Below are 15,331 nucleotides of genomic sequence, written 5' to 3'. Positions count from 1 at the left end.
TGTTAGCTTGCTGCTACTGTACGGCAAGAAGCTGGTAAATATTTAGATGGGGTACCAGTAGTACCGGCACCTGGACCACAATCCCAAGAAGTGATACCGCCTGCAGTAGCTGCCGTAGAACCATTACTATTTGAAGGACCTGTCTGAACGTCACTTACAGTTTTATTTGTAAATGCTTTATTATCACTGCCTTTTGGTGTCATAACAATATATGTGTTTTTTGCATCTTTCAAATCTGATGCAGTAGGATTCAATAATATTTTGATTTGTCCAATATTTGTAGTCGAATCTACTACTATACCTTGCACATATTTACTGGCAGCAGTACCTGTAGTTTTAATTGTATAACCTGCATCAGCATTTTGTTCACACCCCCAATTACCATTTGTAGGGATTACTCCATTTTGAATTGCTTCTGTTACCGCTGTACGGCATGAAGAACCTGCTAGGATTGCTTCAGAAACTTTTGCACGAACGGTATAGTCTTGGTAAGCAGGCAATGCAACAGCTGCCAAAATACCAATAATCGCGATCACGATCATTAATTCAATAAGAGTAAAACCCTTTTGTATAGATTTCATAACATTCTCCACAAATGTTTTGTTTATTTATAAGCTTTGTAAAGCTAATTTAGCTTAATTTATAGTTAGCACTAACTGTGCCAAAATTGATTATAATAAAATTAACAGAAAAAACAGCACTTTAAAAAAATAAAATTATTACAACGTAGCTTTAATGTTTATTTTGGTAAAAAAATGACATTTTTTGTCACTTACCTACTATTTCCTAGCCCAATATGATTGGTGTATTACTTAATTCATTATGTTGATCATCTATTGAGTGTGCATAAAACTCATTTAACACTTTCCTTATGCTAGATACACCTGTCATCACAGCTTCACGATATTGATGTCGGGAAAGTTGCATAATCATTTTTTGACAAATCTCATCCCAGACTGCCTGTTCAGTTGCGTTCCTGATTCCCCGATCAATCACAATTTCTACTTTTCGTTCACATAAATTTAAATATAAAAGTACCCCACTATTATATTCAGTATCCCATACGCCCAGTTCAGCAAACAGTTGTTGTGCACGTATACGTGTATTTTGGTTATACGCCTGATTAGCTGGAATACAACCTTCAATCACCACCTGAATTTCACCCACATGTCCGTGTTCTGCTTCAGTTACAGCTTGAGCAATTGCATGTTGGTCCTGCTTGGAAAAATAACGTTTAGCCGCAGGCATATATAGAAAATGCTTTAACCAGCGCTTAAAACTAGGTTGGCTTAATTCTTCTATTTTAGGTTGTGTGACAATTTCTGTCGTTTCTGTTTTTATTACCATGAGCCTGATGCTCCTCCCCCGCCAAAACCACCGCCACCGCCACTAAATCCACCGCCACCACCAAAGTCGCCGCCTCGACCGCCACGTCCCCCACCAGAAGCCAAGAACAGCTGAAAAATGGTTTGTGCAATAGCGGTAATCAGTAAAAAGAAAATTCCACCACCAATTAATAAACTGATGACTAATCCTGCACCATTCACCAAACCAGCGACTGTTCCAGCTACCGCAGCAGTCGATGCACTTAGACCCTTACCAAAAATAAAAGAACCAATAATCCCTGCAATCAAAATAAATAATGCAGTACTAAAAGTTTTCTCTTTGGCTTGCTGTTCATGCAAAGCTTGTTGTTGACGTTCTTTAAGTTCTTCAGCTGCTTTCTGTGCGACTTCAGGATCCATATTTAAAATACGTTCTATTTCAACCAAGCCCGCATCAACCCCCTGTGCATATTGAGCCTGTTTAAAATAAGGAGTGATCTGATTTCGAATAATTCGACTTGCCACAATATCGGGTATTACACCTTCCAAACCATAACCTGTCAGAATTTGAATACGACGGTCATTTACAGCAATCGCCATCAATAAACCATTGTCTTGTTTAGCTGAACCCAATTGCCATTTTTCAGCAACTCGCATGGCAAAGTCGAAGATATCTTCTTGCCCTGTGCTTGGAACAATCACCACACCAATTTGTGCCTTGCCTTGTTCATGTAGCGCTAAAATCCGTTGACTAATTTCCTGTTTCTGACTTTCTGTTAATAAGTTTGCCTGATCCACAACGGGCGCATTTAGCGTGGGCAGTCCACGGATGGATTCACCTTCTGCCATATCATTGGCAATGGGTGGTTGTGGCACAACATCAGCATTCGTCGAGCTTACCTTATTGGAACTCTCCGCTTGCTGACCTTGAATAATTTTTCCAGCGATAACTGTTTCAGCACCACCATCTGTTGCTGTAGCAACCTCTGCCCATGTTAAAGAACTTAGACACAGCAGTCCTGATAAAATGAATGCAACCACCCATTTATACGAAAACCGTAAGAACTGCTGCTGTACTATCATTCATTCACCCTATGGTTGCGATTACTTTAAGTCACAGCTAGTTAAATGACACCGTTGGTGCTTTTTGCGCGCTTTGCTCTGCATTAAAGTTTGGTTTGGTATCCATCCCAATCACCTTCGCAGTCATGACTTGTGGGAACTGACGTGCATAGGAGTTAAAGTCTTGTACTGTACTAATGTAGCGATTACGCGCTACCGCAATACGGTTTTCGGTACCTTCGAGCTGAACCTGCAAATCACGGAATTGTTCATTGGCTTTTAAATCTGGATAATTTTCTGAGACCGCAATTAAACGCGACAATGCACCGGTCATTTGCGCCTGCGCTTCTTGATATTTTTGGAATAATGCAGGGTCTTCTAATACTTCTTTATCGACTTTTAAACCTGCCACATTGGCACGAGCCTGTGTGACCTCAGTTAGGACTTGTTCTTCATGTTTGGCATACCCTTTCACTACATTCACCAAGTTCGGCACCAAGTCTGCACGGCGTTGATATTGGTTTTGTACTTCCGACCACGCAGCAGTAACCGCCTCATCTTTGACCTGCAAGGTATTATAACCACAGCCCGATAGCGTTAACGTGCTCGCGAGGGTAACAACGACAGCAGTTTTTTTCATAAAATTCATTCAGCTATCCTCTTTCTTTTGTATTTATTGCAATAACTTGATTGTAAACACATTTGATTATCCTTTTGTTGCTTTTAGTTAAAGCATCTAAAAATGAAAAACCGAGTGAACTTCACTCGGTTTTTATTACTCATTTCTTATACTTAACATTAAACAACCGCGTGCCACTCCTGCTGAAAACCTTCGAGTTGATAGTCTTCTGCTAAACGAGTTTTCCAATATTTCAACAGTTGGCTGTAATCAATGTCAGAAGGATGGAAGTTGGTTTTGTAGTAAGACAGATATTCAGGCAGTAATTGCACAAACATCTTCACCAGTAAATACAATCCAAACAGATTCCCGCCCAATTTCGGTATACTCTTTTTACGGTCTTGTAAAAATAAACGGCTGGCCGAGTAAAAAGTTAAACTGGCGAAACCTGTCGTTACACTGCGCATAATTAAGCGGCGAATCTTGTCATCACCATAGACATCTTGATAAACATCAAAGGCAACCGCACGATGCTCAATTTCTTCAATGGCATGCCACACCCAGAGTTTAACCGCATCATCATCCAAGGTACTCAATACCTCAGGATGCCTTAAAATATAGCCGCCTAGCAGTGCCGTAAAATGCTCAAAAGCGCAGGTGATTGCGAGCTGAATTTTAGGATGCAGGTTTTTCACATAATCATTTTTACGCGCCAACCACGCCTGAAAACGGTCAAGATTATAATCATCACGGCGCCATGCCGCATTAAATGCCGTGTGTGCTTGAGAATGCATCGCCTCTTGACCAATAAATGCCGCAATCTGCACTTGCAGATTTTCATCCTTCACTTGGTCACGTACATTACGCACGCTATGCACAAAGAACTGCTCACCTATGGGAAAAGTCGAAGACAATGCCGTCAGCAAATGCGACATGACCGGTGAATTGGCAAAATAATGCCTGCGAATGGCTTTGGGGTTGAATTGCAAACGTCGAATCGTAATACCCTGAGCTTTTGGACGATGTTGATATAGTTTTTCTGTCGTCACTTGAGTCATGTCCATTTCCTAACATTTAACCGAGCGATCTTCAGTATCTGAATTTAGAGGCCATTCACATATGGCAAAAATGCTTAGTGCGTTTGCAAATTCATCCATTTTTATCTGACTCACCACCAGATCTTTTTCGACTTATCCCGATCCACCTCTTTCATATCATCTCAGGCAAATAGTGATCATAAAAAAACCCGCCGAAGCGGGTTTTTGTGTTGAACGATTTAGATTAAATGTCTAAATAATCCAAAATACCTTCAGCTGCTTGACGGCCTTCCCAAATCGCTGTGACAACAAGGTCTGAACCACGAACCATATCACCACCCGCAAAGATTTTCGGGTTTGAGGTTTGGAATTTATAAGTTTGCTGTTCAGCTGCAACCACACGACCCGAACCATCAAGGTTAATATTCACATTTGTAAACCAATCCGCAGGGCTGGTACGGAAACCAAATGCCAATAACACCGCATCTGCAGGTAAAATTTCTTCTGAACCTGGAATTGGTTCTGGACTACGACGACCACGGCTATCAGGCTCGCCAAGTTGAGTTGTAACCACTTTCACGCCCGCAACTTTGCCATTTTCACCGACGATTTCAATTGGTTGGCGGTTAAACAAGAAGTTCACACCTTCTTCTTTGGCATTTTGCACTTCACGACGTGAACCTGGCATATTTTCTTCGTCACGACGGTATGCACAGCTCACCACTTCCGCACCTTGACGAATCGAAGTACGGTTACAGTCCATTGCAGTGTCACCACCGCCAAGAACAATCACCTTTTTGCCTTCAACACTGATGTACTCACTTGGGTCTTTTTCCCAACCTTGAGTACGGTTGACATTGGCAATCAAGAAATCCAATGCATCATAGACACCATTAAGGTCTTCACCTGCAAAGCCGCCTTTCATATAGGTATAAGTACCCATACCCATAAACACCGCATCGTATTCTGCAAGCAGTTGATCGATGGTGACATCTGTCCCAATTTCAGTATTTAAACGGAATTCCACGCCCATACCCGTGAAGATTTCACGGCGACGCTTCATCACATCTTTTTCCATTTTAAATTCTGGAATACCAAAGGTTAATAGACCACCAATTTCAGGACGTTTGTCGAATACAACAGGTTTCACCCCGCTACGCACCAAAATATCAGCACAGCCTAGACCCGCAGGGCCTGCACCAATGATCGCGACTTTTTTATCTGTCCACTTTACTGAAGACATATCTGGACGCCAGCCCAGTGCAAAGGCGGTGTCATTGATGTATTTTTCAGCGTTACCAATCGTCACTGCACCAAAACCATCGTTTAAGGTACAAGCCCCTTCACATAAACGGTCTTGCGGACAAACACGACCACATACTTCAGGTAGCGTGTTGGTTTGGTGGCACAATTCTGCTGCTTGGAAAATACGACCTTCAGCGATCAATTTTAACCAGTTTGGAATGTAGTTATGTACTGGACATTTCCATTCACAATATGGGTTACCACACCCTAAACAACGGTGGGTCTGATTTGCTGCCACTTCCGCTGTAAAAGGTTTATAAATTTCCACAAACTCTGCTTTGCGGACCTGAATCTCTTTTTTCTCTGGATCTTGGCGTGCTACATCCAGAAATTGAAAGTCATTGTTTAGGCGCTCTGCCATGTCTCTCTCCGTGGGTAGGTGCAGCCCGTTTATCTATCGTCTGCACCTGCCTATGTATCAGCAGTAGTGGAATTATTGTGGATCAGCTTGAGTGGTTTTCAACAAAGTCTGTAAGTTGGCAGCTTTCGGTTTCACCAACCAGAATTTACGACTGTAGAAATCAAACTCGTTACGGATCTTGTACGCCCAAGCACTACCAGTCTCAGCAATGTGTTCATCTAAAATACGGCTTAAGAACTCTTTATGTTCTTCCATCGACTCAGTCGAAATACGATTCAGCTCAATCAGCTCGTGGTTGTAATGATCAACGAAGTCATTATCAAGGTCAAGAACGTAAGCAAAACCGCCTGTCATACCTGCACCGAAATTATGACCCACTTTACCAAGGACGGTCACGATACCACCTGTCATATATTCACAGCAGTGATCGCCCGCACCTTCAATTACAGCGAAAGCACCCGAGTTACGTACTGCAAAGCGCTCACCAGCTGTACCTGCCGCAAACAATTTACCGCCTGTTGCACCGTATAAACAGGTGTTACCAATGATTGCCGTTTCTTGGGTTTGGAAAGGCGAACCTTTTGGCGGGAAGATTGACACACGACCACCTGCCATGCCTTTACCCACGTAGTCGTTCGCATCGCCTTCTAATCGAATGTGCAAACCACCTGCGTTCCAAACACCGAGGGATTGACCCGCAGTACCCACCAAGTTCATCTTCACTGGGTGTGCTTCCATGCTGAGGTTGCCATAACGACGCGCAATCTCACCAGAAATACGAGCACCAATTGAACGGTCACAGTTACCAATGGTGAAGTGATATTCACCAGTGGTCCCAGCTTCAATTGCTGGCAACATTTCTGCCACCATTTTCTCAGCAAGCAAGCCTTTATCAAACGGTGCGTTACCTTCAACTTCGCAGTACTGCGCCTTACCTTGCGCAGAAGGATGTGACTCCAGTAATGCACTCAAATCAAGGTGCGCATGTTTCTCCGTTTCACCTGGAAGCATTTCAAGCAAGTCTGTACGACCAATCAAGTCTTTGAGGCTTGAAACACCCAACGCTGCCAACCACTCACGTGTTTCTTCAGCAATAAATGTGAAGAAGTTAATGAGCATTTGTGGCTCACCAATATAATGTTCTTGACGTAAATGATCTTGTTGAGTTGCAACACCCGTTGCACAGTTATTCAGGTGACAAATACGCAGGTATTTACAACCTAAAGCAATCATTGGTGTAGAACCAAAGCCAAAGCTTTCTGCACCTAAAATCGCAGCTTTTACCACGTCTAGACCTGTTTTCAAGCCACCATCGGTTTGAACACGGACTTTACCACGTAAGTCATTGACACGAAGTGCTTGATGCGCTTCAGAAAGACCTAACTCCCAAGGTGAACCTGCATGGTGAATTGAAGACAATGGCGATGCTGCTGTACCACCGTCATAACCTGAAATGGTAATGAAGTCAGCATAGGCTTTTGCCACACCTGCGGCAATGGTGCCAACACCCGGTTCAGACACCAGTTTCACTGAAACCATCGCTTGAGGGTTGACTTGTTTTAAGTCAAAGATCAATTGTGATAAATCTTCAATTGAATAAATATCATGGTGCGGTGGAGGAGAAATTAAGGTCACACCCGGTACTGAATAACGTAAACGTGCAATTAAGCCATTCACTTTACCCCCTGGTAATTGACCACCTTCACCCGGTTTAGCCCCTTGCGCTACTTTAATCTGCAAGACTTCAGCAGAGGTTAAATACGCAGGTGTTACACCAAAACGACCTGATGCAATCTGTTTGATTTTCGAGTTACGAATCGTGCCATAACGCGCTGGATCTTCACCGCCCTCACCAGAGTTTGAACGGCCACCAATGGTATTCATCGCAATCGCAATCGCCTCATGCGCTTCAGGAGACAATGCACCCAAGGACATGCCTGCAGAGTCGAAGCGCGGTAAAATCGCTTCTACAGACTCCACTTGATCTAAAGCAATCGAGTTATCTGTTTTTAACTTTAATAGGTCGCGAATTGTTGCCACTGGACGGTTATTCACCAGCTCAGCATATTCTTTAAAGTCTGCATATTGACCAGAACGCACTGATTTATGCAAAGCATTGATCACATCTGGGTTGAATGCATGGTATTCCTTGTCGAAGACAAATTTCAGCAAACCACCTTGATCGATTGGTTTACGTGTTTTCCATGCGGTATCAGCCAATTTCTTTTGGTCATTTTCAAGGTCAACAAAGGTTGCACCTTTGATACGGCTCGGTACACCCGTGAAGCATTTTGAAACCACTTCTTCAGACAGACCCACCGCTTCAAACAACTGACCACCACGGTAAGAGGCCACCGTAGAAATACCCATTTTTGAAAGGACTTTTAACAAGCCTTTTTCAATGCCTTTACGGAAATTCACTTGCGCTTGGATTGGGTCACCCAATAGCTCACCTTTTGCAACCAAGTCATTGATCACATCATAAGCAAGGTAAGGATAAATCGCAGTTGCACCAAAACCTAGAATAACCGCAAATTGGTGCGGATCACGTGCCAGCGCCGTTTCAACAATAATATTGGCATCCGTACGTAAACCGACATTAATCAGGTAGTGATGCACTGCACCAGTTGCCATCAATGCATTGGCAGGTAAGAAACCTTGGCGGATTTTCTTGTCAGACAACACCAATAAGGTTTTGCCGTCACGAATGGCTTGTGCTGCTTCTTCACAGATACGCGCAATTGCAGCTTCTAGACCTTCATCTTCCGCATAATTTAAATCGATATCTGCAATTTCATAACCCTTACGACCCAACGTACGGATTTGATGCATTTTCGAATTTGACAACACTGGGCTTGAAATGATCAAACGATCCGCATGCTCAGGGCTTTGTTCAAAAACGTTTTGCTCACGGCCTAAACACGTTTCCAATGACATCACAATCGATTCACGTAATGGGTCGATTGGTGGGTTAGTGACCTGAGCAAACTGTTGACGGAAGTAATCCGATACATGACGTACGTGGCGAGACAAAACCGCCATTGGCGTATCATCACCCATTGAACCCACTGCTTCCTGACCGCTTTCAGCGATTGGACGAAGCAATTGGTCACGCTCTTCAAAGGTCACCATAAACATTTTTTGTGATGCTTTAAGGTCGTCGCCTTTTAAGCCTTGATCACATAAATATTCTTCAAGCTCTGGACTACCTTGTACACGAACCGAGTTTTCACGTAACCATTCACGGTAAGGACGCATTTTTTTCAAATGCGTGCTGACATCTTTAGTGTCGAGCATTTTACCTGTGAAGGTATCAATCACTAAAATTTGACCTGGACCGACACGACCTTTAGAGATCACATCTTCAGGCTCGTAGCCCCATACACCAATTTCAGATGCCAGTGTGATGTAACCATTTTTGGTAATCACCCAACGTGCTGGACGTAAACCATTACGGTCCAACATACAAATTGCATGACGACCATCTTGAATCACTAGACCAGCAGGACCATCCCACGCTTCCATATGCTTCGAGTTAAACTCATAGAATGCGCGCAAATCGGCATCTAAAGTCTCCACGTTCTGCCATGCTGGCGGAACCAACATACGCAATGCACGGAACAAGTCCATACCGCCGCCCACAAGAATTTCAAGCATGTTATCTAAGCTTGAAGAATCCGAGCCAGTACGGTTCACGATTGGGTTGAGCTCAGTTAAACCAGGCAATAATGGGTTTTCAAACTTTGGCGTACGCGCCATCGCCCAGTTACGGTTCGCAGTAATGGTATTAATTTCACCATTGTGTGCAAGATAACGGAATGGCTGAGCCAAAGGCCAACGCGGCAAAGTATTGGTCGAGAAACGTTGGTGGAACACCACAATATGTGACTCAAGACGTGGATCAGCCAAGTCTGTGTAAAAATCAGCAATCGCTTCAGGCATCATCAAGCCTTTATAGCTAATCACTGTTGAACATAATGTGGTTACATAAAATGAAGAATCATTGCTGAGCTGCTGTTCTGCACGACGACGTGCCAAGAAGAGTTTACGGTTAAATTCAACCTCAGACACACCCATTGGGCAGTTCACAATGATTTGTTCAAATACAGGCAATGACTGCATTGCAATTGGGCCCAAAGCATCGTTATTGGTTGGGATTACACGCCAAGCCAATACACGACAACCCTCAGCTTCAATTTCTTTGGCTAAAATTTGTTTTGCATGTGCAGCAATTGCTGGATCGAGGCTTAAAAACACCGTACCGACAGCAAAAACTTCACTGAGTGTAATATCACTGAGTTTTTTCGCTTCTTCGCGGAAAAACTGTTTTGGCATTGCTAAGAGTAAACCGCAACCATCCCCTGTCTTACCATCTGCAGCAATACCACCGCGGTGGGTCATACAGCTCAGACTGTGCATAGCAGTCTTGACAAGATCATGGCTTGCATCACCCTGCATATGGGCGATTAAACCAAAACCACAGTTATCTTTAAACTCATCCGGTTGGTATAAACCTTGAGCGGGAGCTACAGTATTAGGCGATGGCATGTGCATAGCGTACCCTTCTTTCTACAGGCCCTGTCGGGCGTCTAACAATCTAATTACTTCTTGCCGATTCGTTCAATTGACTCATATTCAGATTCTGATTGAAGTACAGCATTTTTTCTTCACACCCAAGATAGACTGATTTTCGTCTTTATGCATGTCTTAATTGAAAAAATGTATGCAGCAGTCACGCACTTTTTTAAGGCACTTGGCCGCTACTATTTCGCTCATAAATCGAATCTTTTTTGCGCCAAAACAGTGACATCAACTCAATTCATGCACCATTAAAGCAAGTTTTATGCCAATTATTTATTTTGTGTGTTAAGCGCTTTAGTTTTATTAGGTTTGTGTTTTTTACGTAAAAAATTAGTTCGAAGACAATCAATTTATTGCACTATATTTGTGCGTATATGGAATTTACATTTTTTGATGCGCCATAATGAACCAATTTTAATTAAATGGGTCGGTCACTTCAGGTTCATTTGTTTTATTTTGTGGCGCATTCTCTACGGTCGTTTGTGACTTTTGCACATCAACCACTTTTCCATCCGCATCACGACGAGTAACCGTCGTCGATGTTGTCGATTGTTTATTTTGTACGGCTGCTGCACGTGCCGCTTGCTGACGCGCAGCTAGTGTAGCTTCATCAATCACAGGTACAGCTACTGGTTTCAACTGCACAGCATAGAGCTTATTGCTAAGTCCAAGTTCATCAGAACCGAGATCATTGACATATTCAGCATAACTTTCAATTTTTTCAACTTTGGGTTGCACTGACTTCGGCAATGTCAATTTTAAATCAGCCAATGCCTTTTGCGCCTCATTAGCATTTTTATATACACCATAGATCAGCACATATTGCTCAATTTGGTTTTCACCTGTCAGTCTTAAGTAACTAAAAGCTTGACGATCAGATTGCCTTTGCAAAAAACGTTTAATAATCGCTTCTTCTGAGACTCTAAACAGTTCAATTGCACTATTCTTTTTATTTTCCTGAATAAATTTGGTACCGCGGAATTCAGCTTCATGCTGTGCAATGGCGACAACACGTGTCGTCATATCCAAAGGTTTTACTTCATCAATGAATGAGCCTAAATGGGCGGTGGTTGCGACTTTTTCTGGCTGAATTTGCAACTCAACTTCAGATTCAGCTTTTTTTTCAACTTCAACCACAGTCTCTTGATCTGTAATGGCCCAAAAGACTATGGCGCCAAACAAGCATACCCCTCCGAATGCAAGCCAAATATAATTTTGCTTTGTCTGCCACTGGGTTCGAAGGGTTGTTGCCATAATAAAGTTATGCCTGCTCTTGGTTGGCTAAAATCGCCTGTTTCATCAATTCTACATCAAATGTTTTGGTAATGATGGCCTGCCCTACCGCTTGCATCAAAACCAAACGCAATTGCCCGTTCAAGACTTTTTTATCATGAGCCATATATGCCAAAAAGTCATCGAGAGGAATCTGCGGACATACTATCGGTAAATTCGCGCGTTGAATGATATTTTTTGTACGTACCAAATCTTCTGCACTAATCCATCCCATACGCTGCGATAGATCTGCTGCCATCACCATACCTGTTGCCACAGCTTCACCATGGAGCCATTCACCATAGCCTAAATAAGATTCAATCGCATGTCCAAAAGTATGCCCAAGATTCAATAGGGCACGCTCGCCTTGTTCTTTTTCATCATTGGCAACAATACGCGCTTTATGGGCACAAGAACGATACACAGCTTCAGCCAGTGCAGCTTCATCACCCTGGACCAAATCATCTATATATTGTTCCAACCAAGTGAGAAAGTCAGCATCTCCCAAGAGTGCGTACTTAATCACTTCTGCCAAACCTGCTGATAACTCACGTGCTGGCAGCGTTTTAAGTTGAGACATATCCGCCAAGACCACTTGCGGTTGCTGAAATGCCCCGATCATATTTTTACCCAGCGGATGGTTAATCCCTGTTTTACCCCCGACACTCGAATCAACCTGTGAAAGAAGTGTTGTTGGCACCTGAATAAAATAGACTCCACGCTGGAAACATGCCGAAGCAAAGCCCGCCATATCACCAATCACACCACCACCTAAAGCTAAAACTGTACAATCACGGTTGAAGCCTGACGCTAACAATGCATCAAAAATCAGGTTGAGGTGCTCAATATTCTTATATTTTTCACCATCGGGCAAAATACAGGTTGCAACCGATTTACCCAAAGCTTCAATTGCTGCGACATAACGACCTAAATACAAAGGCGCGACCGTTTCATTACTCACAATCATCACTTGACGCCCATGAATATATGGCTCAAGTAAAGCGTTCGGATCTAAATCACTACCAATAAAGATCGGGTAACGGCGTTCGCCAAGTTCAACATATAAGGTTTGCATGGTTCAAATCACTTCAAAACTGAATCAAAACTACTTTACAAGAATCAAATTTAAGATACGCTGCGCCAGATCTCGTGCAGCCCCTTGATTGGTCTCGATAATATAATGGGCAACTTCACGATATAAAGGATCTCGAACGCTGAGTAAGTCACTTAACTTTTGTTCAGGATTCTCCACTTGAAGCAGTGGGCGATTTTTATCACGATAGGTTCGCTGTAGCTGAATTTCGACAGGAGTATAAAGATAAACAACGATACCCCGTTGTTTGAGAAATGCGCGATTTGGAGCCTGAGTCACCGCCCCACCACCTGTGGCCAAAACCAAGTTGGGTCGAGAGGTTAACTCATCAATCACAACCGTTTCACGACTACGAAACCCAAGCTCTCCCTCTTTTTCAAAGATCCATGGAATCGTTGCCCCTGTTTTACGCTCAATTTCATGATCGCTATCAAGAAATTCACGTCCTAACAGTTCAGCTAAATGTCGTCCTACCGTTGTTTTTCCAGCCCCCATAGGCCCTACCAAATAAATATTTGGTAGGGTTTCAAACTCTTTGCTTGGCAAGGAGTCACCTTTTAGATTTGTTCAAATTGAAAATATATTAATGATTTCTTGAAACACTGTCATTAACAATTCGTGGTGTCACAAAAATCAATAACTCAGTTTGCGCACTAGATTTGGTGTTATTTTTAAATAAAGCACCCACTACAGGTAAATCCCCAAAAAATGGAACTTTCTCATATTGATTTTGCTTAATGTCATCAAAAATACCGCCAAGTACGACTGTTTCACCATCATCAACCAAAACATTAGTTTCAAGTTCATTTGTATTAATTAAATACCCTGCTGATGTTAGTGTACCAACTGTATCTTTTTCAATTTTTAGCGACATTTGTACGCGACCATCAGGTGTAATACTTGGCGTGACTTCCAACTTCAAATTCGCATCAACAAAACTAGTTGTTGTTCCTGTATCCGCACTCCACGTTTGATAAGGAATTTGATCTCCACGTAGAATATAGGCTTTCTGTTTATCACCAGTAAGTACTTTAGGCGCCGACAAAACTTCACCATGACCATCTGCTTGTAGCGCAGTTAACTCAAGATTCAACATATAGTCTGAGATTTTTAACAAACCAAAGTTAAACGTTCCCGCCGTACCCGTTGCCAAATCTACTCCTAAATCAAAACTCGGTTGGAAATCCCCACCCCACACAGGATTGTTATTGAGTTTTTGCGCACTCCAACGAATTCCCAATTCGCGAGAGAAATCTGTTTGTGCAGTTACAATACGGGCTTCAACCATCACCTGTTTCACTGCAACATCAAGTAAGTCAATCATCCGGCGGATCTTATCAATGTTCTGCGATGTGTCGTTTACGATTAAAGTATTGGTTCGTAAATCGGCAACCACACTACCGCGTGAACTCAATAAGCTTTCTAAAGCTAGTGAATCTGTGCCAGCCGTACCGTTGGATGCCGCCCCTTTGCTATTTCGAGAATCTTCTAGCAATTTTAAAATATCAGCAGCTTTCGCATAGCTCAACTGAATATAATCGGTTTGAATCGGTGCAAGTTTAATACTTTGTGCAATGGCTTTAGCTTCATCATCCTCAGATTTGATCAGTTCAGCTACAGGAGCAATCCAAATTACATTACCATTACGTCGTTTATCCAAGTTCTTGGTTTTCATAATGATATCAAGCGCCTGATCCCACGGAACATCCTTCAGGCGCAAGGTAATATTACCTTGTACAGTGTCAGAAGCCACCATGTTAATGCCTGTAAAATCAGCCAAGAGCTGTAATACACGTCGCACTTCAATATCTTGAAAATCTAAAGAAATCTTTTTGCCTGTATAAGCACTTGGTGCTTTAGGCTTCATTGGATTTTTATCTTCAGGACGCTTTAAACTAATGGTGAGCTTATCTTCAGCCTGATAAGCCATATATTCAAAACTGCCATTCGATTGGATCGTGATCAGGCCGTTACTGCCATCGTTTTGTGCATCGATGGTCGATACAGGCGTTGCGAAATCATTCACATTGAGACGGCGCGATAAGTGGGCAGGAATTTTATTCCCCAAAACGCGCACCACAATTTTACTGCCTTGTTGTTTCACATCGACAGGGGTATTGCTACCTTTTAAATCAATGACAACTTGGCCTTCACCGTCTGAACCACGTTGGAATCCAATATTTGAAATACCTTGCTCTGAACGCGCTGCAGCAACAGGTGTTGCTAGCGCTGGGTTCACTGAGTTAATTTTCAGAATAAAGGTATTACCTTCAACACGTGTAGTAAATGCACCGGCATCAGCCAAATTTACAGTTAAACGTGAACGCTGCGCATCTGAAGTTACATCTACTGTACTTGCTTCAGCCGTTGCCACCACAATGCTGCCTTGTTTTAAGCTCTGCTGTGCTTTATCAAAATCCAAAACCAAACGTGATGGCTGTTCCAACTGATAGGCTTGCGGCTGTGGTGGCAAACCGTTGAACATGACACGAATTTCTGTTCCCTGTCCCGGAATTTGCATCGGCACAATATTCGTAATACTGACTTGCGCACTTGCAGCCTGCATCACCGCCATTGCAATTGCACCCATTGAAAACTGACGGAACATATGGTTCATCGTATTGCCATCCCCAAATATAAAATCTTTAGCACTATTTTTCATTTTTATTCCTTTTC

At 42.7% G+C, this 15,331-nt stretch carries 11 protein-coding genes and 1 pseudogene; all 12 read right to left on the bottom strand.

What is annotated here, in order from left to right:
* Positions 1-2: 2 nt before the first annotated feature.
* The 12 genes and pseudogenes from ACSC9N_RS01600 to pilQ all read right to left on the bottom strand — a co-directional run bounded on the left by ACSC9N_RS01600 (position 3) and on the right by pilQ (position 15,317).
* Positions 3-500: a pilin gene (locus tag ACSC9N_RS01600; RefSeq protein ID WP_434056516.1), complete on the bottom strand. Its 498-nt coding sequence runs from the start codon at positions 498-500 to the stop codon at positions 3-5.
* A pseudogene (locus ACSC9N_RS01595) lies at positions 479-581 on the bottom strand (pilin); the annotation flags it as partial. The gene ACSC9N_RS01600 and the pseudogene ACSC9N_RS01595, both read right to left, overlap by 22 nt.
* A gap of 205 nt (positions 582-786) precedes the next feature.
* Positions 787-1,347 carry a TPM domain-containing protein gene (locus tag ACSC9N_RS01590; protein ID WP_395475030.1) on the bottom strand — a complete coding sequence of 187 codons (561 nt, stop codon included), beginning with the start codon at positions 1,345-1,347 and terminating at the stop codon, positions 787-789.
* Positions 1,341-2,408 carry a TPM domain-containing protein gene (locus tag ACSC9N_RS01585; RefSeq protein ID WP_395475029.1) on the bottom strand — a complete coding sequence of 356 codons (1,068 nt, stop codon included), beginning with the start codon at positions 2,406-2,408 and terminating at the stop codon, positions 1,341-1,343. The genes ACSC9N_RS01590 and ACSC9N_RS01585 overlap by 7 nt, the downstream gene beginning before the upstream one ends.
* Positions 2,409-2,445: 37 nt before the next feature.
* Positions 2,446-3,036 (bottom strand): LemA family protein, encoded by a 591-nt coding sequence (locus ACSC9N_RS01580; protein ID WP_395475028.1) that lies wholly within the window; start codon positions 3,034-3,036, stop codon positions 2,446-2,448.
* Positions 3,037-3,185: 149 nt separating this feature from the next.
* On the bottom strand, positions 3,186-4,064 hold the full coding sequence (locus tag ACSC9N_RS01575) for a metal-dependent hydrolase (protein ID WP_395475027.1): 879 nt from the start codon (positions 4,062-4,064) through the stop codon (positions 3,186-3,188).
* A gap of 223 nt (positions 4,065-4,287) precedes the next feature.
* Positions 4,288-5,709 (bottom strand): FAD-dependent oxidoreductase, encoded by a 1,422-nt coding sequence (locus ACSC9N_RS01570; RefSeq protein ID WP_395475025.1) that lies wholly within the window; start codon positions 5,707-5,709, stop codon positions 4,288-4,290.
* A 72-nt stretch (positions 5,710-5,781) separates the two neighbouring features.
* Positions 5,782-10,257, bottom strand: coding sequence for a glutamate synthase large subunit (gene gltB / locus ACSC9N_RS01565; protein WP_395475024.1), 4,476 nt, complete (start codon positions 10,255-10,257; stop codon positions 5,782-5,784).
* 447 nt (positions 10,258-10,704) lie between these two features.
* A complete protein-coding gene (locus ACSC9N_RS01560; protein ID WP_395475023.1) occupies positions 10,705-11,544 on the bottom strand; it encodes a hypothetical protein in 840 nt (279 codons plus the stop codon).
* A gap of 7 nt (positions 11,545-11,551) precedes the next feature.
* Positions 11,552-12,637, bottom strand: coding sequence for a 3-dehydroquinate synthase (gene aroB, locus ACSC9N_RS01555; RefSeq protein WP_395475022.1), 1,086 nt, complete (start codon positions 12,635-12,637; stop codon positions 11,552-11,554).
* Positions 12,638-12,667: 30 nt separating this feature from the next.
* The gene (gene aroK, locus ACSC9N_RS01550) at positions 12,668-13,201 is read right to left on the bottom strand and encodes a shikimate kinase AroK (RefSeq protein ID WP_004978075.1); all 534 of its coding nucleotides are present in this window, start codon (positions 13,199-13,201) and stop codon (positions 12,668-12,670) included.
* A gap of 37 nt (positions 13,202-13,238) precedes the next feature.
* Positions 13,239-15,317: a type IV pilus secretin PilQ gene (gene pilQ, locus ACSC9N_RS01545; protein ID WP_439036104.1), complete on the bottom strand. Its 2,079-nt coding sequence runs from the start codon at positions 15,315-15,317 to the stop codon at positions 13,239-13,241.
* Positions 15,318-15,331: the final 14 nt, after the last annotated feature.

It is taken from the genome of Acinetobacter sp. PC34, from assembly GCF_051789135.1.
GTDB lineage: Bacteria > Pseudomonadota > Gammaproteobacteria > Pseudomonadales > Moraxellaceae > Acinetobacter > Acinetobacter johnsonii.
Note: the sequence above shows the minus strand (reverse complement) of the source record. Positions and strands in the feature narration are given on the sequence as shown.